22 protein-coding genes are annotated in these 19613 nt (G+C 69.7%); 11 read left to right on the top strand and 11 right to left on the bottom strand.

The window, feature by feature from the left end; translation table 11 throughout:
* Window positions 1–9: 9 nt before the first annotated feature.
* The 3 genes from ORI60_RS27015 to ORI60_RS27005 are packed head-to-tail and all read right to left on the bottom strand — an operon-like array spanning window position 10 to window position 1990.
* Window positions 10–453, bottom strand: coding sequence for a hypothetical protein (locus ORI60_RS27015; protein ID WP_266040805.1), 444 nt, complete (start codon window positions 451–453; stop codon window positions 10–12).
* Entirely contained in the window at window positions 431–1063 is a 633-nt protein-coding gene (locus ORI60_RS27010) for an RNA polymerase sigma factor (protein ID WP_266040804.1), read from the bottom strand. Before ORI60_RS27010 ends, ORI60_RS27015 begins: the two co-directional genes overlap by 23 nt.
* 54 nt (window positions 1064–1117) lie before the next feature.
* The gene (locus ORI60_RS27005) at window positions 1118–1990 is read right to left on the bottom strand and encodes a S8 family peptidase (RefSeq protein ID WP_266040803.1); all 873 of its coding nucleotides are present in this window, start codon (window positions 1988–1990) and stop codon (window positions 1118–1120) included.
* Here ORI60_RS27005 and ORI60_RS27000 point away from each other — a divergent pair.
* The 3 genes from ORI60_RS27000 (at window position 1976) to ORI60_RS26990 (ending at window position 6711) form a co-directional block, all read left to right on the top strand.
* The gene (locus ORI60_RS27000; RefSeq protein ID WP_266040802.1) at window positions 1976–2398 is read left to right on the top strand and encodes a hypothetical protein; all 423 of its coding nucleotides are present in this window, start codon (window positions 1976–1978) and stop codon (window positions 2396–2398) included. The genes ORI60_RS27005 and ORI60_RS27000 overlap by 15 nt on opposite strands.
* Window positions 2395–4983: a CHAT domain-containing protein gene (locus ORI60_RS26995; RefSeq protein ID WP_266040801.1), complete on the top strand. Its 2589-nt coding sequence runs from the start codon at window positions 2395–2397 to the stop codon at window positions 4981–4983. Before ORI60_RS27000 ends, ORI60_RS26995 begins: the two co-directional genes overlap by 4 nt.
* A gap of 195 nt (window positions 4984–5178) precedes the next feature.
* On the top strand, window positions 5179–6711 hold the full coding sequence (locus ORI60_RS26990) for an FAD-binding oxidoreductase (protein WP_266040800.1): 1533 nt from the start codon (window positions 5179–5181) through the stop codon (window positions 6709–6711).
* On the opposite strand, the gene ORI60_RS26985 is transcribed toward ORI60_RS26990, so the two are convergent.
* Window positions 6692–6964, bottom strand: coding sequence for a YggT family protein (locus tag ORI60_RS26985; protein ID WP_266040799.1), 273 nt, complete (start codon window positions 6962–6964; stop codon window positions 6692–6694). The genes ORI60_RS26990 and ORI60_RS26985 overlap by 20 nt on opposite strands.
* A gap of 83 nt (window positions 6965–7047) precedes the next feature.
* Here ORI60_RS26985 and ORI60_RS26980 point away from each other — a divergent pair, with 83 nt between their 5' ends.
* Complete coding sequence (locus tag ORI60_RS26980) at window positions 7048–7377, top strand: TfoX/Sxy family protein (protein ID WP_266040798.1); 330 nt, start codon at window positions 7048–7050, stop codon at window positions 7375–7377.
* A gap of 16 nt (window positions 7378–7393) precedes the next feature.
* Here the strand turns inward: ORI60_RS26980 and ORI60_RS26975 are convergent, their stop codons facing one another.
* Window positions 7394–8872, bottom strand: a complete 1479-nt coding sequence (locus ORI60_RS26975) for an Nramp family divalent metal transporter (RefSeq protein ID WP_266040797.1) — start codon at window positions 8870–8872, stop codon at window positions 7394–7396.
* 446 nt (window positions 8873–9318) lie between these two features.
* Between ORI60_RS26975 and ORI60_RS26970 the strand changes: the two genes are divergently transcribed.
* Both ORI60_RS26970 and ORI60_RS26965 read left to right on the top strand, forming a co-directional pair.
* Window positions 9319–9762 carry a nucleoside deaminase gene (locus ORI60_RS26970; RefSeq protein WP_266040796.1) on the top strand — a complete coding sequence of 148 codons (444 nt, stop codon included), beginning with the start codon at window positions 9319–9321 and terminating at the stop codon, window positions 9760–9762.
* A gap of 10 nt (window positions 9763–9772) precedes the next feature.
* Window positions 9773–10264 (top strand): hypothetical protein, encoded by a 492-nt coding sequence (locus ORI60_RS26965; protein WP_266040795.1) that lies wholly within the window; start codon window positions 9773–9775, stop codon window positions 10262–10264.
* Here the strand turns inward: ORI60_RS26965 and ORI60_RS26960 are convergent.
* The 3 genes from ORI60_RS26960 to ORI60_RS26950 are packed head-to-tail and all read right to left on the bottom strand — an operon-like array spanning window position 10215 to window position 12432.
* Window positions 10215–10577 (bottom strand): STAS domain-containing protein, encoded by a 363-nt coding sequence (locus tag ORI60_RS26960; RefSeq protein WP_266040794.1) that lies wholly within the window; start codon window positions 10575–10577, stop codon window positions 10215–10217. The genes ORI60_RS26965 and ORI60_RS26960 overlap by 50 nt on opposite strands.
* 20 nt (window positions 10578–10597) lie before the next feature.
* Window positions 10598–11365: an iron-containing redox enzyme family protein gene (locus ORI60_RS26955; protein ID WP_266040793.1), complete on the bottom strand. Its 768-nt coding sequence runs from the start codon at window positions 11363–11365 to the stop codon at window positions 10598–10600.
* Window positions 11365–12432, bottom strand: coding sequence for a carboxylate-amine ligase (locus ORI60_RS26950; protein ID WP_266040792.1), 1068 nt, complete (start codon window positions 12430–12432; stop codon window positions 11365–11367). Before ORI60_RS26950 ends, ORI60_RS26955 begins: the two co-directional genes overlap by 1 nt.
* 49 nt (window positions 12433–12481) lie before the next feature.
* Here ORI60_RS26950 and ORI60_RS26945 point away from each other — a divergent pair, with 49 nt between their 5' ends.
* Window positions 12482–13405, top strand: coding sequence for a DNA topoisomerase IB (locus tag ORI60_RS26945; RefSeq protein WP_266040791.1), 924 nt, complete (start codon window positions 12482–12484; stop codon window positions 13403–13405).
* Here ORI60_RS26945 and ORI60_RS26940 read toward each other — a convergent pair.
* The 3 genes from ORI60_RS26940 to ORI60_RS26930 are packed head-to-tail and all read right to left on the bottom strand — an operon-like array spanning window position 13392 to window position 15062.
* Window positions 13392–13823: a DUF4383 domain-containing protein gene (locus ORI60_RS26940; protein WP_266040790.1), complete on the bottom strand. Its 432-nt coding sequence runs from the start codon at window positions 13821–13823 to the stop codon at window positions 13392–13394. The genes ORI60_RS26945 and ORI60_RS26940 overlap by 14 nt on opposite strands.
* A 42-nt stretch (window positions 13824–13865) precedes the next feature.
* Complete coding sequence (locus ORI60_RS26935; protein WP_266040789.1) at window positions 13866–14585, bottom strand: SigB/SigF/SigG family RNA polymerase sigma factor; 720 nt, start codon at window positions 14583–14585, stop codon at window positions 13866–13868.
* Window positions 14586–14597: 12 nt separating this feature from the next.
* Window positions 14598–15062 (bottom strand): SRPBCC family protein, encoded by a 465-nt coding sequence (locus tag ORI60_RS26930; protein WP_266040788.1) that lies wholly within the window; start codon window positions 15060–15062, stop codon window positions 14598–14600.
* A 211-nt stretch (window positions 15063–15273) separates the two neighbouring features.
* Here ORI60_RS26930 and ORI60_RS26925 point away from each other — a divergent pair, with 211 nt between their 5' ends.
* Genes ORI60_RS26925 through ORI60_RS26910 form a run of 4 tightly spaced genes read left to right on the top strand, consistent with a single transcriptional unit; the run spans window position 15274 to window position 19577 of the window.
* Window positions 15274–16050: an ABC transporter ATP-binding protein gene (locus ORI60_RS26925; RefSeq protein ID WP_416234496.1), complete on the top strand. Its 777-nt coding sequence runs from the start codon at window positions 15274–15276 to the stop codon at window positions 16048–16050.
* On the top strand, window positions 16047–16865 hold the full coding sequence (locus tag ORI60_RS26920; protein ID WP_266040786.1) for an ABC transporter ATP-binding protein: 819 nt from the start codon (window positions 16047–16049) through the stop codon (window positions 16863–16865). The genes ORI60_RS26925 and ORI60_RS26920 overlap by 4 nt, the downstream gene beginning before the upstream one ends.
* Entirely contained in the window at window positions 16862–18697 is a 1836-nt protein-coding gene (locus tag ORI60_RS26915) for an AMP-dependent synthetase/ligase (RefSeq protein ID WP_266040785.1), read from the top strand. Before ORI60_RS26920 ends, ORI60_RS26915 begins: the two co-directional genes overlap by 4 nt.
* Complete coding sequence (locus ORI60_RS26910; protein WP_266040784.1) at window positions 18690–19577, top strand: branched-chain amino acid ABC transporter permease; 888 nt, start codon at window positions 18690–18692, stop codon at window positions 19575–19577. The genes ORI60_RS26915 and ORI60_RS26910 overlap by 8 nt, the downstream gene beginning before the upstream one ends.
* The last annotated feature ends 36 nt before the right edge of the window (window positions 19578–19613 follow it).

Here is a 19613-nt window from a genome sequence, read left to right as displayed (position 1 = left end):
GAATGTGAGTCAGAGGATGAACCAATCGGTGCAACCACTGGCGAACCGGAACTTCACGGGTCCTCGCGGCGCGACCCCCATCACGAACATCCCCAGTTCGTCGACCGCCGCGGTCTCGTGGTCACCGTTCGGCGTCACCAGCGTGACCGGGCCGGTCGCCGGCATCACCTGGCCGGTCACCCCCGCCGCGGACACCTCGACCTGCAGCGTCACGCCGTCCGCGTCGAACACCAGCTGCCGCGCCGTGGCCGTGGACCGCGCACGGGCGAACAGCGTGTCGTCCAGCACGGAGTCGTACGACGTGATGAGCAGCAGCTCCTCATCGATGTTCCGCCAGGTGAACGCGGCCTTCGCGGCCTCCACGAACTCCGGCGGGACGTCGTCCTGGGGTGTGCTCAACGCGTCGCGCAAGGCGTCGAGCAGTACCTCGTCACTGTCCCAGTCGTGCCGCACCCAGCACACCTCCTCTCTTCTGCTGTGCCATTCCCTTGGCGGAGCCCAGGAAGGCCGAGATCGCAGGGGTCTTGCGCAACTTCTCCAGGCACCGGATCCGCGTCGGGCCGATGCTGCCGACCGGCATCGCGAGCTCTTCGCTCACGACCTGGTAGCTCGGCGGCGGGTCCGTCATCAGCTTCTGCAGCAACCGCTTGCACTGGTCCGTGAGCTCGGCGAACCCGTCGCGCAACGCCTGCCGCCGTTCCACCGCCAGCAGGTCCGCCTCCACGTCCGCGTCCGCCTGCTCCGACTCCAGTGCGTCGGACTCGGACAACGGGTCGTAGAGGTGCGTCCGCTGCTGCACGCGCAGCACGCGCAGGCATTCGTTGCGGGTGGTCGTCATGATCCAGCCCGGCAGCGCCTCCGGCTCGCGCAGTCGTCCGATCTGCTCCACGAGCCGAAGCCACAGCGTCTGGTTCACGTCGGCCGCGTCCGCGGGGCGCAGCCGGTGCTTGTAGATCACCGACACCACCAGCGGCGTGTAACGGTCGACGATCTCGTTCCACGCCGACTGATCGCCCTCGGCCGCCGCGCTCACGAGCGCGGCGATCGGGGATGCAGAACTCACGTCGACTCCTTGCGGTCACAACTGGCGGAGGCGGAGGTTGCCTCCCAGATACAACTATTTGACGAAAATTCCGTAGCCGGGGTGGAACTCCGGCCCCGTCAGCAGCTTGTCGCGCGCCTGACGTGCGTCGATGCCGTCCGAGACCATCGTGGCGGCGATCCTGCCGGTGACCAGGGGAGCGGCGAACGACGTGCCGTACCAGTACGCCCACAGCGCGAACGGCGTGGCCGCGGCCTCGCCGGGCAGCTGCCACTCGCCCTTGAGGTAGGTCGAGGCGCGGTTGCCGATCGCGCACGCGTCGACCCAGTGGCCCCAGTTCGAGTAGAACGCGGGCCCGATCGACCCGTCCCGCTCCTGCTGGGCGGCGGCGACGGCGGTGACCCCGCACAGCGCGGCGGGCCAGCTCGGCCGCTGCGTGCCCTGGTTGCCGGCGGAGGCGACCACGACGATGTCGTCGGGCAGCGCCTCGATGGTGCGCCGCAACGGCTCGGAGGCGACGTCGTCCGCGGTGAAGCAGCCGAGCGACAGGTTGAGCAGGTTGATCTTCTTGCGGCCCAGCTCGGTGATCTTGCGGCAGATCCGTTCCTCATCGCCGAAGCCGTTCGGGTCGAGGCCCGCCTCCGGGTCGAAGGTGACGCCGGGTGCCGCGTTCTGGATGACGCCCGCGACGAACGTGCCGTGCCCGCCCTGCAGCGCGAAGTGGTCGCCGCTGCTGTAGGCGGCGTCGACGTCGTCGGCCTCCTTGGCGTAGCGGCCGTCGAACCAGTCGGAGTGGTCGCTGTCGGCGCCCGAGGAGATGCCGGTGTCGATGATGCCGACGCGGACGTCCTTGAGGCGCTCGTCGAACTTCGGCGCCGAGACCGGGTCGGCCGGGTGGGGCCGGTCGCCGGGGTTGCCCATGACGAGACCGCCGTGACCGACGATCACGTGGTGCGGCTGCACCAGCGGCACGCGTTCGTTCGGCCACGTCCGCTGGTCCCGCAGCAGGCGGACAATGCGGGGAATGTCCTCCGCGTTGTCCGGCAACGTCAATCGCGCCAAACCGGCGAATCCTTCGCCCGGCCGGGCGATGATGTTGTTTTCCCGGAGCTTTTCGACCACGCGTTGTTCGTCCTCGGCACCGACGAGCAGCTGACCGGGTCGATAAAGGAATTCACGCCCGCGTTCGGCGTGGAAGCTGATGGTCTTGTCCTCGGCGATGAGCTGCAGGAAAGCTCTTTGGTAAAGCTCCGCGCTTTCTGGCGTTTTCGACACCACGGCCTCACTAAAGCAGCGTTGACGGGCACCCCGACCGAGCTTGATCAAGCTACCACAGCGGATAAAGTGTTGCCGTGACCGACTTTTGTGCGGAGGACGCGCTGGAGGCCAGGCAGCGCAACCCGCGCGCGGCCGTGGAGATGGCCCGCGCTGTCCTCCGCGCGACGGAAGATCGTTCGGAATGGTCGATCGCCGAGCGCGCGATCGGTCTCGCGTTGCGGGAGATGCACGACTTCCCCGGCGCGGCCCGGCACCTCCGCCGCTCGATCAGGATCGCCTCCGAGGCGTCGCTGCCCCGGCTGGCCGCGCTGGCCCAGATGAGCCTGGCGTGGGTGCTCGCCTACACGGGCAAGCAGAAGGCCGCGCTGACGTTGCTGGACGACGCCATGCCGGAGCTGACGGGCGCGGACTCGGTGGCCGCGCTGATGCAGCGCGGCGTCGTCTTCCACTACCTGACCCGCTACGACGACGCGCAGCGCGACTACACGGCGGCCATCGCCGGTGCGCGCCGCGTCGGGGACCGGCTGGTCGAGGCGCGCGCTCTCAACAACCGCGGCCTCGTGCGCGCGTACGTGGGGAACATGCGTGAGGCGTCGGCCGACTTCTCGCTGGCAGCATCGCTGCTGGGCGAGCTCGGCCAGGAGCTCGGCGTCGCCGACGTGCACTGGAACGCCGGCATCATGGCGACGCGCGGCGGTGACGTGCCCGCCGCGCTGACGCTGTTCGACAAGGCCGAGGAGGTGTACCGCCGCCTCGACGTGATGCGCCCGGTGCTGCTGGTCAACCGCCTGGAGCTGCTCGTCTCGGTGCCGCTGCTGGACGAGGCCCGCGCCGCGGCCGACCGCGCGATCACCGAGCTGAAGACCCTGAAGAACCCGCTGGGCGTCTCCGAGGCGCTGTACTTCCGCGCCCGGATCGCCCTGCTGGACGACGACCCCTCCGCGGCGCACTCGTTCGCCGCCGAGGCGCGTCGTCGGTTCCGCCGCGAGCAGCGCCTGCTGTGGGCGGCCGGCGCGCGCTACCTGGAGCTGCACGCGGCCGTGCTGCGCGGCGACCGGTCACGTCCGCTGCGCCTGGCGCTGTCGCGGGTCGCCTCCGAGCTGGACGCGATGGACTGGCGGCTGCCCGCGCTGGAGGCCCGCATCGACGCGGGCCTGGTCGCCGCGGACCTGGGCCACCGCGTGCGCGCGGTCGCGGAGCTGTCGGTGGCGGCCGGTGCGCGGCTGCGCGGCCCGGCCGGTCTGCGCGTGCGCGGCTGGTACGCGGAAGCGTTGCGGCGCAAGCTCTCCGGTGACGTTCGGGGAACCTCGTCCGCCCTCCGCCGCGGCATCGGGCTGCTGGACGAGTACCGGGTGTCGCTGGGCGCCGCCGAGCTGCGCGCGTCGGCGGGCGTGCAGGGCCAGGCTCTCGCGCTGGAGGGCCTGCGGCTGGCCGTGGCCTCCGGCAACGCCGCCCGCGTGCTGTCGTGGACCGAGAGCTGGCGTGCCGGCGCGCTGCGGATGAAGTCCGTGTCGCCTCCCGACGACCCGCGCCTGGAGGACGCGCTGGCGTCGCTGCGCGCGGTGGCGGCGGACGTGGAGTCCGCCGTTCTGGCCGGGAAGCCCGCGGGCGCCCTGCGCGCCCAGCTGGTGCGCGCCGAGCAACGCGTCCGCGACCTGACCCGCCAGGTGTCGGGCGAGGTCTCCGTCTTCAAGCCGCCGTCGGTCCCGTCCCTGGTCTCCGCCCTGGGTGCGTCGGCGCTGATCGAGTTCGTGGAGGACGACGGCACGCTGATGGCCGTCGTGCTGGCCGGCGGCCGCGCCTCCCTGCACTCCCTGGGGCCCGCGGAGGGCGTGGTCCGCGAGATCCGCCTGCTCCGCTTCGCCCTGCACCGCCTCGTCACCCTGCCGCCCCAGCTGCCGAACCTGGCCGTGGCCCGCTCATCGGCCTCGCACGCCGCCGCGCTGCTCGCCCGCCGCCTGCTCGACCCGCTGGCCGCTCGCATCGACGGCCGCCCGCTGGTCGTCGTGCCGACCGGAGCGTTGAACGGGCTGCCCTGGGCAGTGCTGAACCGCCAGGTGACGGTCGCGCCGTCCGCGTCCGTCTGGCTGCGCGCCACCTCGGTACCGGACGCCTCGGGTGAGTCCGTGCTGGCCGCGGGACCGCGCATGGCCGCGGCCCCCGCCGAGATCAAGGCCATCAGCGCCCACGTGCCGGGTCGCGTCCTGGTCGGCGGCGAGGCGACCGTGAGCGCCGTGGCGTCCGCAATGGACGGTGCCGCGCTGGCCCACATCGCCGCCCACGGCTCGTTCCGCGTAGACAACCCGCTGTTCTCCGCATTGGAACTGGCCGACGGGCCTCTGACCGTCTACGACATCGAACGGCTCCGTCAGCCGCCCACGCGCGTGGTGCTGTCAGCGTGCGACACGGGCCAGTCCGCCGTTCGTCCCGGTGACGAGTTGATGGGCTTCACGGCGGCGCTTCTCGGGCTGGGCACGCGGACGTTGATCGCGCCTGTCGTGCCGGTGCCCACCGACGGCACGGCGCCGGTCATGGTGGAGCTGCACCAGAGGCTTGCCGCCGGGATGGCACCGGCCGAGGCCTTGGCGGCGGTGCAGCGCGCCGCTGTGGACGACGCGGCTTACGCGGCCGCCGTCGGCTTCGTCTGCTTCGGCGCGGGGTGACGGGTTCGTCGGCGGGGGAGGAAGCGTGGTGAGCACCTCGTTCGCCGCGTCGCCCGCAGGACCTCAAGTTCACGAGCGCGATCGCGCCCGCACCGAGTCCGGCGACCAGCAAAGCCGCTGTCCCCAGGGCTTCCGTATGAGGACATCACCGAGAGGCATACCGGAACTTGAGTGTTTCGCTTACGGTTGCTCGTCATGACAACGAGGTCGTGGTGGGGCTGGGGCACCGTCGAGGACGCCGTCACCCCGGAGGAACGCCGTGCGCTGGTCGAGCGGGTGCGGGCGGTGCTGCCGGACGCGGACCTGACGTTCCACGAGCCGCCGGATCCCGCGGCGCTCGACCTGCCCGCGTCGCGGATCGAGCCGGGTGAGCTCTACTCGACCGATCCCGTCGACCGGCTCGCGCACGCTCGCGGGCAGGCCTACCGCGACGTCACCCGCAACCTGGCCGGCGACGTCGGCCAGCTACCCGATGCCGTCGCCCGTCCGCGCACCGAGCAGGACGTCGCCGACGTGCTCGACTGGTGCGGGTCGAACGGCGTGGCCGTGATCCCCTTCGGCGGCGGCACTTCCGTGGTCGGTGGTGTCGAACCGCGCGACCTCGACCGGGTCGTGACGATGGACCTGCGGCACCTGGACCAGGTGCTGGAAGTCGATCCGACGAGTCGTGCCGCGCGCATCCAGGCCGGGGTGCTGGGGCCGTCGCTGGAGGCCCAGCTCAAGCCGCACGGCCTGACGTTGCGGCACTTCCCGCAGTCGTTCGAGTTCTCGACGCTCGGCGGCTGGCTCGCCACGCGCGCCGGCGGCCACTACGCGACGCTCTACACGCACGTCGACGACCTGACCGAGTCGCTCAGGGTCGTGACGCCCCAGGGGATCAGCGAGTCGCGCCGGTTGCCGGGATCGGGTGCGGGGCCGTCGCCCGACCGGCTCTTCCTGGGTTCCGAAGGCACCCTGGGCGTGATCACCGAGGCCTGGATGCGCCTGCAGGAGCCGCCGACGCACCGGACGGGGGCCTCGGTGCGGTTCGCTTCGTGGGAACGGGCCGTCGAGGCGACTCGGCTGATCGCGCAGTCCGGGCTCCACCCGGCCAACTGCCGTCTGCTGGACCCGGCGGAGGCGTTCCTCAACGCCGGGTCGCCGTCCTCGGTGCTGGTGCTGGCCTTCGAGTCCGCGGACCACCCGGTCGACGCGGAACTCGCGCGGGCGCTGGAACTGTGCGGTGGTGGCGAGGTCGTCGAGGGCGCGGCGCAGCAGTGGCGGAAGTCGTTCCTGCGCATGCCCTACCAGCGTGACGCGATGGCTCAGCACGCGATGATCACCGAGACGTTCGAGACGGCCTGCACGTGGGACCGCTTCCCCGAGCTGCACGCGGCGGTGACGGAGGCGGCGACCAGGGCACTGCGGGAGGTGTGCGGCATCGGCATCGTCACGTGCCGCTTCACCCACGTCTACCCGGACGGCCCCGCGCCCTACTACGGCGTCTACGCGCCGGGACGCTGGGGCAGCCTCACCGCGCAGTGGGACGAGATCAAGGCCGCGGTCTCCGAGGCGCTCATCGCGTCAGGCGGCACGATCACGCACCACCACGCCGTCGGCCGCGACCACATGCCCTGGTACACGCGCCAGCGGCCGGACGTCTTCGGCGCGGCCCTGGCCGGTGCCAAGGCCGCGCTGGATCCTCAGGGCCTGCTCAACCCCGGCGTCCTCACGACACGACCGACCTGAGGATCAGCGCCGCGATGAACACCAGCGTGAACGCCAGGTCGAGCCCGAACCCGCCGAACCGGACCGGCGGCAGCACCCGGCGCACCGGCGACAGCACCGGCTCGGTGATGCCGTGGGTCACCCGGCGCACCTTCCACACCCAGTCACCGCGCGCCTGGAACGTGACTGCCCAGTCCACGATCATCCGGCCGATCATCACGAGGATGAACAGCGTCAAGAGCCAGTAGAGCAGCCAGCCGACCAAGCCGAACAAAATGGCCTCCTTCGTCCTGTACGTCCATGAAGCCACACGAAACTGAGAGGCGCCTGGCAACTCGCTGAGACAGTATTCAGCGCGTGGCGTACGACGAGGGCCTGGCCCACCGCGTGGGGGAGTCGCTGGGCGACCTCCCGGACCTGACCACGAAGAAGATGTTCGGCAGCCTGGTGTTCCTGTGGCGCGGAAACATGCTGGTAGGAGTGTTGAACTCCGACCTGATAGCGCGGGTGGGCCCCGAGGCGCAGGCCGACGCGCTGGCGCAGCCGGGCGCCCGCGTATTCGACTTCACCGGACGGCCGATGAACGGCTGGGTGGTCGTCGGCGGGGAGGCCGTGGCGGAGGACGAGGCGCTGGAGGACTGGATCGCGCGCTGCCGCGAGTTCGTGGAAGCGCTGCCGCCGAAGTGACCGGCGCGGTGAGGCGTCAGAAGCGCACCAGCGGGCCTCCCGTGAAGAACTCGTGGACGAAGTTCACGAAGAAGAACCCGAAGAACACCACGTTCAGCACCAGCACCACGTGGTGCCACCACCGGGGCCTGGCCGGGCGCGGCAGCCGGGAGTTCAGGTACATCAACGCGAACGGGAACATCAGCGCGCCCAGGTTCGACATGTTCGCCGAGATCTGCACGAGCTCCACGGGCAGCGCGAGGTGCAGCGCGCCGGCGATGACCGCCAGCACCACCAGCATGAACGGGTAGTAGAACCGGCGCGGGTCGTCCTCGATGCGGCGCCGCAGCCGGGGTGAGACGGCGTGCACGGCGTCGGTGAAGTTGCGCACCAGCGCCTCGAAGATGCCGAGCTGCGTGGAGAACAGCACCAGCACCCCGACCACGAGCATCAGGTAGAACATGCCCTGGCCGTAGAGCAGCCCGAGCTGTTCGGCGGAGAACGTCGGCACGTTCGCCGCCGTCGGCTGCTGACCGGACACCGTGACGAGGTGGGCCATCAGCACGGTGGGGAGCAGCATGCCGAGCATCGCGCCGACGAAGAACACGGCCCACTGGTCGATCAGCAGCAACCGGTACCAGCGGCGCCACAGCGAGGCGTTCTCCGGGGTGTCCACAAAGGTCACCCCGACCGGGCGCAGCTCCTGCTTGCCGCCGCGCATGCCCGCGATGAACCCGACGTGGTGGCCCATGCCGTACCCCTTGTCGCGGTAGTGGCTCATCGCGTACCAGTTCAGCCCGGACGCCAGCGCCGTGAAGCCGGCCAGGCCGCCGAGCTGCGTCGCCGTGATGCCCTCCGGGGGCGCGGCCGGGGTCACGAGGCCGCGAACGCCTTCCGACCACACGGAGAACGGCACGACCGCGAGCGTCACGACGATCATCACCAGCAGCAACGAACCGACCAGCACCCAGTTCGTCAGCTCCAGGGCCCTCGACACCTTGCGGGCGGCCGCCGTGATCAGGAAGACCACGACGAGCAGGCCGATCGCGAGCAGCCGCACGTACTCGATCTCGTCGGGGCGGTAGCCGCGGCCCGCGATCAGCGCGAAGAGCCCCTGTCCGGCGCCCGCCGCCCAGCCGCCGAAGATGAACGCGAAGTAGAACACCCCCAGGGACACCGGGACCCAGAACTTCCAGCCGGGCGGTACCCGGCCCCAGCCGACGACCGGCGTCTCGCCCGTGGCCATGACGTACCGGGCGATCTCCACGTTGTAGAACGTCTGCAGCAACGCCGACACCGTGATCACCCAGCCGATGCCGACGAAGCCGAACTTCCCGACCGCCTGCGGGCCGAGCAGCCACTCGCCGCTGCCCACCGAGATGCCGAGCGCGATGAGGCTCGGGCCGATGACGAACTGGACCACCTGGACAGGCCCGATCTTGCGGACCTCGAACACCTTCTCCGGTTCCGGCAGGTCCGCCACGTCGAGCGGCGGCCTGCTCACTCCGATCTGCATCGACGACACTGTCGACCTCCCGACACGTCGGGGAACGGAATCCACCACTTTCCCGGCGTACTGAGTACTCGGTCAACACCTCCCGCGGACAACCGACCTTCGGACGTGTCGGCGGCCCGAGAAGCAGCAGGCGCTCGCCGACCAGAAGGCCGCGGGCCGTACCACCGGGCAGATCAAGGAGTCGCTGGCCGAGTACGACCAGTGGGACCACTTCGACTACGACGCTCCCTTCGAAGGCGGCAGGACGTGTACGTCGAGGCGTCCAATGAGGACGGCAGCTGGACGCAGCTCGTCGGACTTCTTCACGTTGCACATCAACGGCAAGGCGTCCTACGTCCGCGGCGCGGGCCCTGAAGCTGCCGGCCGCCGGAGCCGGCCTGAAGGTTCTCCGGCAGAGCGGCACGTCCATGACGGTGAAGTTGTTCAAAACGAAGTAGCGTCGATGCATGACTGCTGAAGACATGCTCGCCGTCGCCGTCGAAGAGGCGCGGATGGGACTCGCCGAGGGCGGGATCCCCATCGGCGCGGCACTCTTCGACGGCGACGGCCGTCTGCTGGGCCGGGGCCACAACCGCCGCGTGCAGGACGGCGACGCCTCGATGCACGCGGAGACCTCGGCCTTCCGCAACGCGGGCCGCCAGCGCGGCTATCGCGGCACGACGATGGTCACCACCCTGTCGCCGTGCTGGTACTGCAGCGGCCTGGTCCGCCAGTTCGGCATCTCGAACGTCCTGATCGGCGAGGCCACGACGTTCCACGGCGGGCACGACTGGCTGGCGGAGCACGGCGTCGGCATCACGGTCGTCGAGGACCCGGCGCTGATCGAGCTGATGACGACGTTCATCGCCGAACGCCCTGAGCTCTGGTACGAGGACATCGGTCAGGAATAGCGTGGGACGCATGGCTGCTGTGCTGATCACCGGCGCGGACGAGGACGCGGAGGTCGCGCGCCGGCTCGTCCACGCCGGTCACACCGTCCGGTTCGCGCCACTCGACGGCGCCTCGGCCGAGTCCCTGGACTCGCTCGACGTGCTCGTCAACACCGGCGGAGCCGGGGAGGAGACGTTCGAGGCGGCCGTCGAGAGCACCGCGCGCGTCCTGCAGACCTACCTGCCGCTGCTGGAACGGTCCGCTTCCGCCGTCGTGGTGAACGTCAGCGGCCCCCTGGACTCGCCGTCCGCCGCGGCGGTCAACCTCGTCACCGTGCAGTACGCGAAGACGTTCCCCCGGATGCGGATCAACGCCGTCGAGCAGGACGCCGCCGCCATCGTGAGGATGGCGCAGATCGGACAGGACGGTCCGACCGGCGCCTACTTCGACGCGACGGGCACCGCCCTGGTGATCAGGACGAGTACCGCTGCGCCGCCTCGTCCACCGACCTCGCGATCGTGAACACCGCGTCGAGCCCGGTCGCCTCGATGGGACGCAACGCGGCCCGGGTCGACGCGACCACCACGAACTCGACGCCGGTCTTCGCCGCGCGCTGCTGCCCCAGGACCAGGGCCTCCAGGCCGGCGGACCCCAGGAACCGTACCCCGCCGAGGTCCACCACGACGGCCCGCAGGCCTTCCGTCACGTGGCTCTCCAGCGGGCCCGTCAGCGAACCGCTCGAGGTGGTGTCGAGTTCACCGGACACACGCAGCACGACAACGTCGGGGGTGAGCCGGTCGACGACCACGGTGGCCAGAGCAGTGGGGTCAGGCACGTGATCTCCTTCGTCAGCTGTCAGCACCCCACGTTAGCCCGGCCGGAAAGCTGCGGTCGACGGCCCCTCAACGAGGTGCGGCCCGCCCGCAGCGAGGAGTGGACGTGCTGGGTGAGGCGGGCGTGCAGTTCGTGGCACGCGGTGAAGCCGAGGCGGACGTCCTCGGGCGGGCACTGGACGGGCAGCAGCTGCGCGAACGGATCGCCACCGATCGTGTCGACCGCGGTCAGGAAGCCGACGAGGGCCCCGACGAGTCGCCGGTGCAGGCCGAACAGCGACAGCGCGTTCGCCAGTGCGAGAGTCGGGGCGGGCATGTCCTCCACGCCGGCGAACGGGTCCAGGTCGCGCAGCGTCACGGTGAACAGCACCGAATGGGTGCGCGCCGACCGCGTGCCGTAGGCGTCGCCGTGGATGTCGCGCAGCACCGAGCGCATCTCGCGGCGCGGCTGCCAGAACGCGTGGTGCCGGTCCAGCTCGGCGCGACCCTCGTCCGACAGCACCGCGGGTGAGGTGACCTCGGTCAGCGACCGCAGCGCCTCCTCCCAGCGGGCTTCCAGCGCCGCGTGGAACTGGGCCAGCGCCGGGTGGTCCTCCCAGCCGGTGGCGACGTCGTCGAAGCCGCGCATCCGCAGCTCGTAGCAGATCCACAGCGACAGCTGCAGGTCGTCGTCCTGCCAGGCTTCCCTGGTGCCGCCGCTGACGAGCAGCGCGGGCCGCGGCGAAGGCGGCTGGCGCAGCGCTGTGACCAGGGCTGAGCTCATGTGGCCGCGGGGAGCGGGGAGGCGCATCAGGTTTCCTCACGCGTTCGGGCGATCAGCATGTCCACAAGGGACTCGGGGTCCGGGCAGCGTCGTTGCCGAGCGGCACCGCAGCCGTTGTGGCGCAACCAGTCCAACTGCTGCTCCACAGTAGACAGAGTGCCGCGTTCGCGCAGCGCGACTGAGACGTGCTCCACGAGCGACACCGCCCGGTCGAACGCGGGGGAGAGTTTTCCGGTGTGTGGATCGGCGGCCAGTCCGTCGACCCCGTCGCGCGACGCCCGCCAATATGCCGCCCGCAGCACGGAGTCGTCCACCCGCTGTTCGGAGGGTTCCGTCACGACGAGTGCCCGGATCAGCTCGGCCAGGACCGCGACTTCCGTTGCCAGCTGCGGGATGTCCGCGACGCGCACCTCGACCGTCGGATGATCGGCGGACGGGCGGACGTCCCAGTACACCATCGCCCTGTCCATCAACGCTTCCGAGCTGATCAGCGCCTCGACGGCCCGGTCGTAGTCGGCGGGGCCGTGCCAGAACGGCGGCGGCCCGCTCACCGGCCACCGCGACCACACCATCGACCGCCAGCTGGCGTACCCGGTGTCCTCTCCCTGGTAGTACGGGGAGTTCGCGCTCAGCGCGAGCAACGTCGGCAACCACGCCCGCAGCTTGTTCGAGGCCTCCAGCGCTTCGGCCTCGGAGGAGACGCCCACGTGGACGTGCAGTCCGCAGGCACCCGTTCCGGTCACGAGCCGTCGATGGGAGTACTCGATCCGGTGATAGCGGGGGTCATCCGATCCGGGAGGGGGCCCGGCTTCGCCGATCGGCGGCATGCCCGTCGCCACGAGGCGGCACCCGGCCTCGTCGGCGGCGTCCACGAGCACCCGGCGGCCGAGCCGGACCTGCTCGGACAGCTCGTCGAACGAGGAGGTGACGCCGGTGGCGATCTCGATCTGGAACGGGGTGAGCTCGCCCTGCACGTCGAGGTCCCCTGGCGCGCGGGAGATCTCCCTGACCCGGGGTGCCAGTGCCACCGGCCGCCGCGAATCGGGATCCACGAGGAGGAACTCCTGTTCCACACCGACCGTGTAGTGATTCATCGGCGAGCGGGTACCCGCGTTCCATGCTGATCAATCCCGGGGTGTCCAGATGAGACTGCGGCGGAGCATCACCGCAGGTCCGGGCTGGACGCGGCGCAGGCACGGCAAGGGCTTCCGGTACCTCGACGCCGACGGCGGGCCGCTGTCCGCGAGCGACGTCGAGCGGGTGAAGGCCCTCGTCATCCCACCCGCCTGGCGCGACGTCTGGATCTCACCGCACCCGAACGGCCACATCCAGGCCGTCGGGTACGACGACGCCGGCCGCCGCCAGTACCTCTACCACGACAAGTGGCGGGCCGACCGCGACACGGAGAAGTTCGCCCGCGTGCTGGAGCTCGCCCCGAAGCTCGGGAAGTTCCGCGAGCAGATCGAGAAGGACATGAGGTCGCGCGGGCGGAGGCGGCTGCTCGCCATCGCGCTGCGGATGCTCGACCTCGGCGTCTTCCGCGTCGGCCACGAGGAGTACGCCGAGGAGAACGGCACGCACGGCGTCGCGACCCTGCTCTGCGAGCACCTCTCTGTCACCGGGGACAGGGTCCGCTTCCGGTTCCCCGCCAAGCACGGTGTCCAGGTCGACCACGAGGTCACCGACCGCGCGCTCGCGAGGGCCGTCCGGTCGCTGCTGCACGACCGGACGCCGGACTGCCGCGTCTTCGACCTCACCGCCGACGACGTCAACGAACGCTTCCGCGAACTGGTCGGCGACGAGTTCAGCGTGAAGGACCTCCGCACCTGGCACGCCACGGTCTTCGCCGCCCAGGCGTTCGCGCAGGCACTGCGCGAACGCGGCAAGCCGTCTAAGCGCGCGATCAGCGCGGTGATGAAGGAGGTCGCGCAGGACCTCGGCAACACGCCGTCCGTGGCGAGGAAGTCCTACGTGGATCCGCGCCTGGTGGAGGCGTTCGAGCACGGCAAAGTCATCGGCGGCGGTGACCCCGAACGGGCCGTGCGGAAACTGCTCAAGCAGGCTTGACGGCGGAGGCGGCGGCGCGGTCGCACTGACGGCACCACGCCGCGCCCTGCGCCGTCGCCAGCGAGGCGAACCCGGCGAAGAAGTGCAGCGCGTTCGAACCGGGGTTGACGTTGAGGAAGTTCACGACCTCGCCGTCGTAGCGGGCCAGGCCGAGCCCGAACATCACCAGGAACAGCACCGCCAGCAGCAGTCCGGTGCCGCTGAGCGCCTTCAGGCGCGGCACCGCGAACAGCAGGGCCGCGCCGAAGACCAGGTGGATGACGTTCTGCAGCGGGTTGACGCGCAGACCGAGCACCCAGGTGCCGGCCTCGCCCGCGAACGACGAGAAGCCGGTCACGAAGAACCCGGCCACGCCCCACAGCACCAGCAGGACCCCGGTGCCGATCGCCAGCTTCTGGGGCCACCGCAACCGGTTCATGAACCCAGTATCGCCAGAACCCGGCATTCCCGCTCGCTCATTTCACTCCTCCGCCAGCAAGTCGTGCCGCAGCTGCTCGAGGGACTTGGTGAGCAGGCGCGACACGTGCATCTGCGAGATGCCCACCCGGCGGGCGATCTCCGTCTGGGTCAGCCGGCCGAAGAAGCGCAGGACCACGATGGTCCTCTCCCGGCGCGGAAGGCCCCGCAGCATCGGCTGCAGGGCCTCGTGGATCTCCACGCCTTCCAGCGCTGGATCGTCGACGGTCGAGCTCTCCAGTGAGTCGAGAGGCGCGAACGCGACGTTCTTCTCGATGCGCAGGCCCTCGTAGACGTCGCTGAGCGACACCCCGAGGTGCCGGGCGATCTCCGAGGGGGTGGGAGACCGCCCGGTCTTGTGCGAGAGCTCGGCGGTCGCGCCGTCGATGGCGTCGCACAGCTCCTTCAGCCTGCGGGGCACGCGCACCGCCCAGCACTGGTCACGGAAGTGACGCCGCACCTCGCCCGTGATCGTCGGCACGGCGTAGGACAGGAAGTCCGTCTGCCGTGACACGTCGAACCGGTCGATGGCGTTGATCAGTCCGACCGCCGCCACCTGCGCGAGATCTTCCATGGGCTCGCCGCGTTCGCTGAAGCGGCGGGCGATGTGCCGGGCGAGGGGGAGGTACTCGCGCACCAGTTGGTCCCGCAACACGTAGTAACGCGGCGAGTCACGGCTGGTGCGGGCGAGTTCCTCGAACGCCGCGTGCTGGTCTGGCGTCAACGTGCACCGCGATCAGACCTGGGGCGGCGGCGTCACGTCGCCTCGCCAGGCGCCCGTCTCGGCGCCCCGGTTCTCGATGAACTCCTTGAACCGCTTCAGGTCACCCTCGATCCGGTGGCCGACGACGCCCAGCGCCGCTCCGGCCTTCTCGGTGATGGTCTCCGGTTCGTACTCCATCTGGAGGTGCACTCGGGTCGTGTCGTTGTCCAGGCGGTGGAACGTCACCACGCCACCCTGCGGCGGTCCGTCGACCGTGGTCCACGCGACTCGCTCGTCCGCGTGCTGCTCGGTGATCTCCGCGTCGAACTCGCGGACGACCCCGCCGATCTTCGTGGTCCAGTGGGTCCTCGTCGGCGTGATCTGGTCGATCTTCTCGACCCCGTCCATGAACGCCGGGAAGGATTCGAACTGGGTCCACTGGTTGTAAGCCGTGCTCACGGGCACGTGGACGTCCACCGACTTCTCAATGGTGGTCACGAAACCTCCTCCTTCGATTGGTGTCGGAAGGTGAGTACCCGAGCAACGCGGCGTTACACATCCGATAAGTGTCCACTGTGGACTGTCACGCAGAGTGTCGAACCGCTCGCCATCCGCACATCACGAAATCGCCCGCAGTGGTCAAAGCGCTCTGTGATCCAAGTCTCACGGGCGGCATACTGCGCGGTATGTCAGGGGCCCCTAGGAGGCGCTGGTGCTCGAAGCGAACAACCTCGAGGTTGTCTACGACGACGTGATGCTGGTGCTCCGGGGCGTGAGCCTGCAGGTGCCCCAGGGCAAGGTCGTGGCGCTGCTCGGTGCGAACGGAGCGGGCAAGACGACCCTGATGAGGGCCTTCAGCGGCCTGCTCGACGTGCACGACGGCAAGGTCACCAAGGGCTCGATCACGCTCGACGGTGAACCGATCCACCGCCTCTCACCAGCGAAGATCGCGGATCGAGGCATCAAACAGGCCCTGGAGGGCCGCCGGATCCTGTCCGAACTGACCGTCGAGGAGAACCTCAAGGTCGGCGGCCACGCGAGACCCAAGCGGCTCAAGCAGAACCTGGACCGCTGCTACGAGCTCTTCCCGCGGCTGCTGGAACGGCGAAGACAAAGCGCTGGCTACCTGTCCGGTGGCGAGCAGCAGATGCTCTCGATCGGGCGGGCGCTGATGTCGGAACCGTCCTACCTCCTGCTGGACGAACCCAGCCTCGGCCTCGCGCCGTTGCTCGTCCAGCAGATCCGCGACCTCGTCGTGAAGATCAACGAACAGGGCACCACGGTGCTGCTGGTCGAGCAGAACGCCAGCATGGCGCTCTCCATCGCCGACCACGGCTACGTGCTGGAGACCGGCAAGGTCGTCATGGACAAGCCGGCGGAGGCACTTCTCGCCGACGACGACATCCGCGAGTTCTATCTCGGCCTCGGCACCTCCTCGTTCCGTGCGGTCAAGCACTACAAGCGCAGGAAGCGGTGGCTGTCATGAGTGCCGACGTGCGTACCTCGGCGGAGAAGCCGTCCACCGCCGTGCTGCGGGTCGAGGACGTCCGGCTCGCGTTCGACGGGGTCGTGGCGGTCGACGGGGTGTCGTTCGAGGTCGGCGAGGGCGAGCTCTTCGCCGTCATCGGCCCGAACGGCGCCGGCAAGACGTCCATCTTCAACGTCCTGAGCGGCGTCTACCGGCCGCAGGAGGGCACCGTGCGGTTCCGCGACCTCGACCTGATCGGCATGCGGCCGCACCGCATCGCCGCGCAGGGCATGGCCCGCACGTTCCAGAACATCGAGCTGTTCTCCCACCTCACCGTCGTCGACAACCTCATGCTCGGCCGCCACAACCACATGCGGTACGGCGCGCTGTCCGCGTTGTTCTGGCTCGGCAAGCCGCGCGCCGAGGAGCTGAAGAACAGGGCCGCGGTCGAGGAGGTCATCGACTTCCTGGAACTGGAGCAGTGGCGCCGGTTCCCGGTCGGGCTGCTGCCCTACGGCGTGCAGAAGCGCGTCGAACTGGGCAGGGCGCTCGCGATGGAGCCCAAGCTCCTGCTCCTCGACGAGCCGGTCGCCGGCATGAACGTCGAGGAGACCGAGGACATGGCCCGGTTCATCCTCGACGTCCGGGAGGAGCTCAACATCCCGATGATCATGGTGGAGCACGACATGGGTCTCGTGATGGACCTGGCAGACCGCGTGATGGTCATGGACTTCGGCCGCCCGATCCGCACCGGCACGCCCGCGGAGGTGCAGCAGGACCCCGACGTCATCCGCGCGTACCTCGGCGAGCAGCACAAGAGCGTGACGCCATGACCACACCGACGACGACCACGACCGTGGTCACGCGCGTGAAGGACCGCGCCGAGCGCACGCCCGGCCAGATCGCGCTGCGCGCCAAGGACTTCGGCATCTGGCAGGAGGTCAGCTGGTCCGGCTACTGGGCGAACGTCGAACTGGTCGGCCACGCGCTGCTCGCGCTGGGCCTGCAGCCGGGGGAACGGGTGGCGATCCACTCCGAGAACCGCCGCGAATGGCTCTACGCCGACCTCGGCGTCGTCGCCGCCCGGGGCATCACCGTCGGGCTCTACCCGACCAACCCCGCGTCCGAGGTCGCCTACCTCCTGTCCCACTCGGGCTCGCGGATCCTGATCGCCGAGGACCAGGAACAGGTCGACAAGGCGCTGCTGGTGCTGGAGGACACCCCCGACCTGGAATGGATCGTCTACGTCGAGCCGCGGGGCATCAAGGGCCGCTACGACAACCCGAAACTGCTGGCCTGGGAGGACTTCCTGGCGCTCGGCGCCCAGCACCGCGACTCGTTCCCCGAGGAGCTCGCCGAACGCATGGCGGCCGTCGAACCCGACGACGTCATGACGCTGATCTACACCTCCGGCACCACCGGCCCGCCCAAGGGCGCGATGCTCACCGTGGCGAACGTCGAGTTCGCCGTCCACGTGCTGGTGGAGGGCGGCGGGTTCACCTCACCACCGCCGTCCTCCGCCGACGTCACGCTGTCCTACCTGCCGCTGTGCCACGTCGCCGAACGCATCTTCACGACGTGGTTCAGCGCGGCCAGCGGCGTGCAGGTGCACTTCGCCGAGTCGATCGAGACGGTGCAGCCGAACCTGCGCGAGGTGCAGCCCACGATCCTGTTCGGCGTGCCCCGCATCTGGGAGAAGGTGCTGGCCGGCGTCACCATCGGCGTGTCGTCGGCGTCCTGGCTCAAGCGAACGACGACCAGGTTCTGGCTGCGCAGGGCCGAGAGCCTCGGCGAGACGCTGGTGAGGACCGGCGGCAGGCACACCGCGAGCAGCAGGATCGTCTACGCGCTGGGCTGGCTGTTCTGCTTCCGCGCGCTGAAGGCCAGGATCGGCATGCGGCACGTCCGGTACGCGGCCTCGGGTGCCGCGCCGATCGCCCCGGACGTGCTGAAGTTCTTCATGGGCATCGGGGTGCCCATGCACGAGGTCTACGGCATGACCGAGAACACCGCCGTGGCAACGGGAAACCGGCCGGGGCGGGTGAAGATCGGCACGGTCGGCGAACCGCAGCCCGGCATCGAGCTGCGCATCGACGAGGAGACCGGCGAGATCCTCACCAGGCACGGCGGCACGTTCGCGGGCTACTGGCGAGATCCCGAGTCCACGCGACGCGTGTTGGACGACGGCTGGCTGCACACCGGCGACGTCGGCGAGTGGGTCGACGGCACGCACGTCAAGATCACCGACCGGATGAAGGACATCATCATCACGGCGGGCGGCAAGAACATCTCGCCGTCCGAGCTGGAGAACGCGCTCAAGACCTCCCCGTACATCAAGGAGGCCGTGGTGATCGGCGACCAGCGGGCCTACCTCGTGGCGCTGATCGGCATCGAGTACGAGACGGTCGGCCACTGGGCGCAGCAACGAAAGATCACTTACACCACCTACCGGGACCTGTCGGAGAAGCCCGAGGTCCAGGAGCTGGTGCAGAAGATCGTGACCGAGGTGAACGGCAGGTTCGCCACGGTCGAGCAGATCAAGAAGTTCCGGATGTTCCCCAAGGAGCTCGACCACGAGGACGGCGAGCTGACCGCGACCCAGAAGGTCAAGAGATCCGCGCTGGGCAAGATGTTCGACGACCTCGTGGAGAGCATGTATGGATGAGTTTCTCCAGTCGCTGATCCGGGGTCTCGGCACCGGGTCGATCTACTCGCTGCTCGCGCTCGGCTTCGTGATCATCTACAAGTCGACGCAGGTGATCAGTTTCGCGCAGCCGGCGTTCATGCTGGCAGGCGCGGTGCTGGTCTCGTACCTCTCGCCCGCGGTGTCGTTCGTCGGGGCGGTTCTCGTCGCCGCCGTGGTGATCGCGGTGCTGGCACTGGGCGTGGAACGCACGGTGCTGCGGCCGATGGTCGGCAAACCGGTGTTCGTCGTCGCGATCATCACCATCGGCGTGGACGTCGTGGTCAGGGTGGTCACCAACGCGTTCATCGGTCTCGACGTGCGGCAGGTCGGTGATCCGTGGGGGCTGGACACGGTCAGCTTCCTCGGAGCCGAGGTGCAGCAGCGCTACCTCGTGATGATCGCGACGACCGCGGTCGTGACGACGCTGCTCTTCCTGTTCTTCCGCTACTCGCGGATCGGGCTCGCGATGCGGGCGGTGGCCTACGACCAGGAGGTCGCGCTGGCGCAGGGCATCTCCGTCGGATCGGTGTTCGCGCTGTCGTGGGCGCTGGCGGGAGGGCTCGCCGCTCTCGCAGGCGTGTTCGTGGCCACGGGCGCCGGTGTCGACCAGCAGCTCTGGATCGTGGCGCTGAAAGCGTTGCCCGCGATCATCCTCGGCGGCCTGGAGTCGCTGGGCGGGGCGGTGGTCGGCGGGCTCGCGGTCGGTGTCGTCGAGTCGCTCGTCGGCACCTACCAGGGCGACTTCGCGCCGTGGCTCGGGTCGAACTTCGCGCTCGTCGCGCCGTACGCGTTGATGCTGCTGGTCTTGCTCGTCAGACCGTACGGACTGTTCGGCAAGAGAGAGGTGGAAAGGCTTTGACTTCTCCTCGCCCTGAAGGACTCGGATTCCCTCCCG

The organism is Lentzea sp. NEAU-D7 (assembly GCF_026242055.1).
Taxonomy (GTDB): Bacteria; Actinomycetota; Actinomycetes; order Mycobacteriales; family Pseudonocardiaceae; genus Lentzea.
Note: the sequence above shows the minus strand (reverse complement) of the source record. Positions and strands in the feature narration are given on the sequence as shown.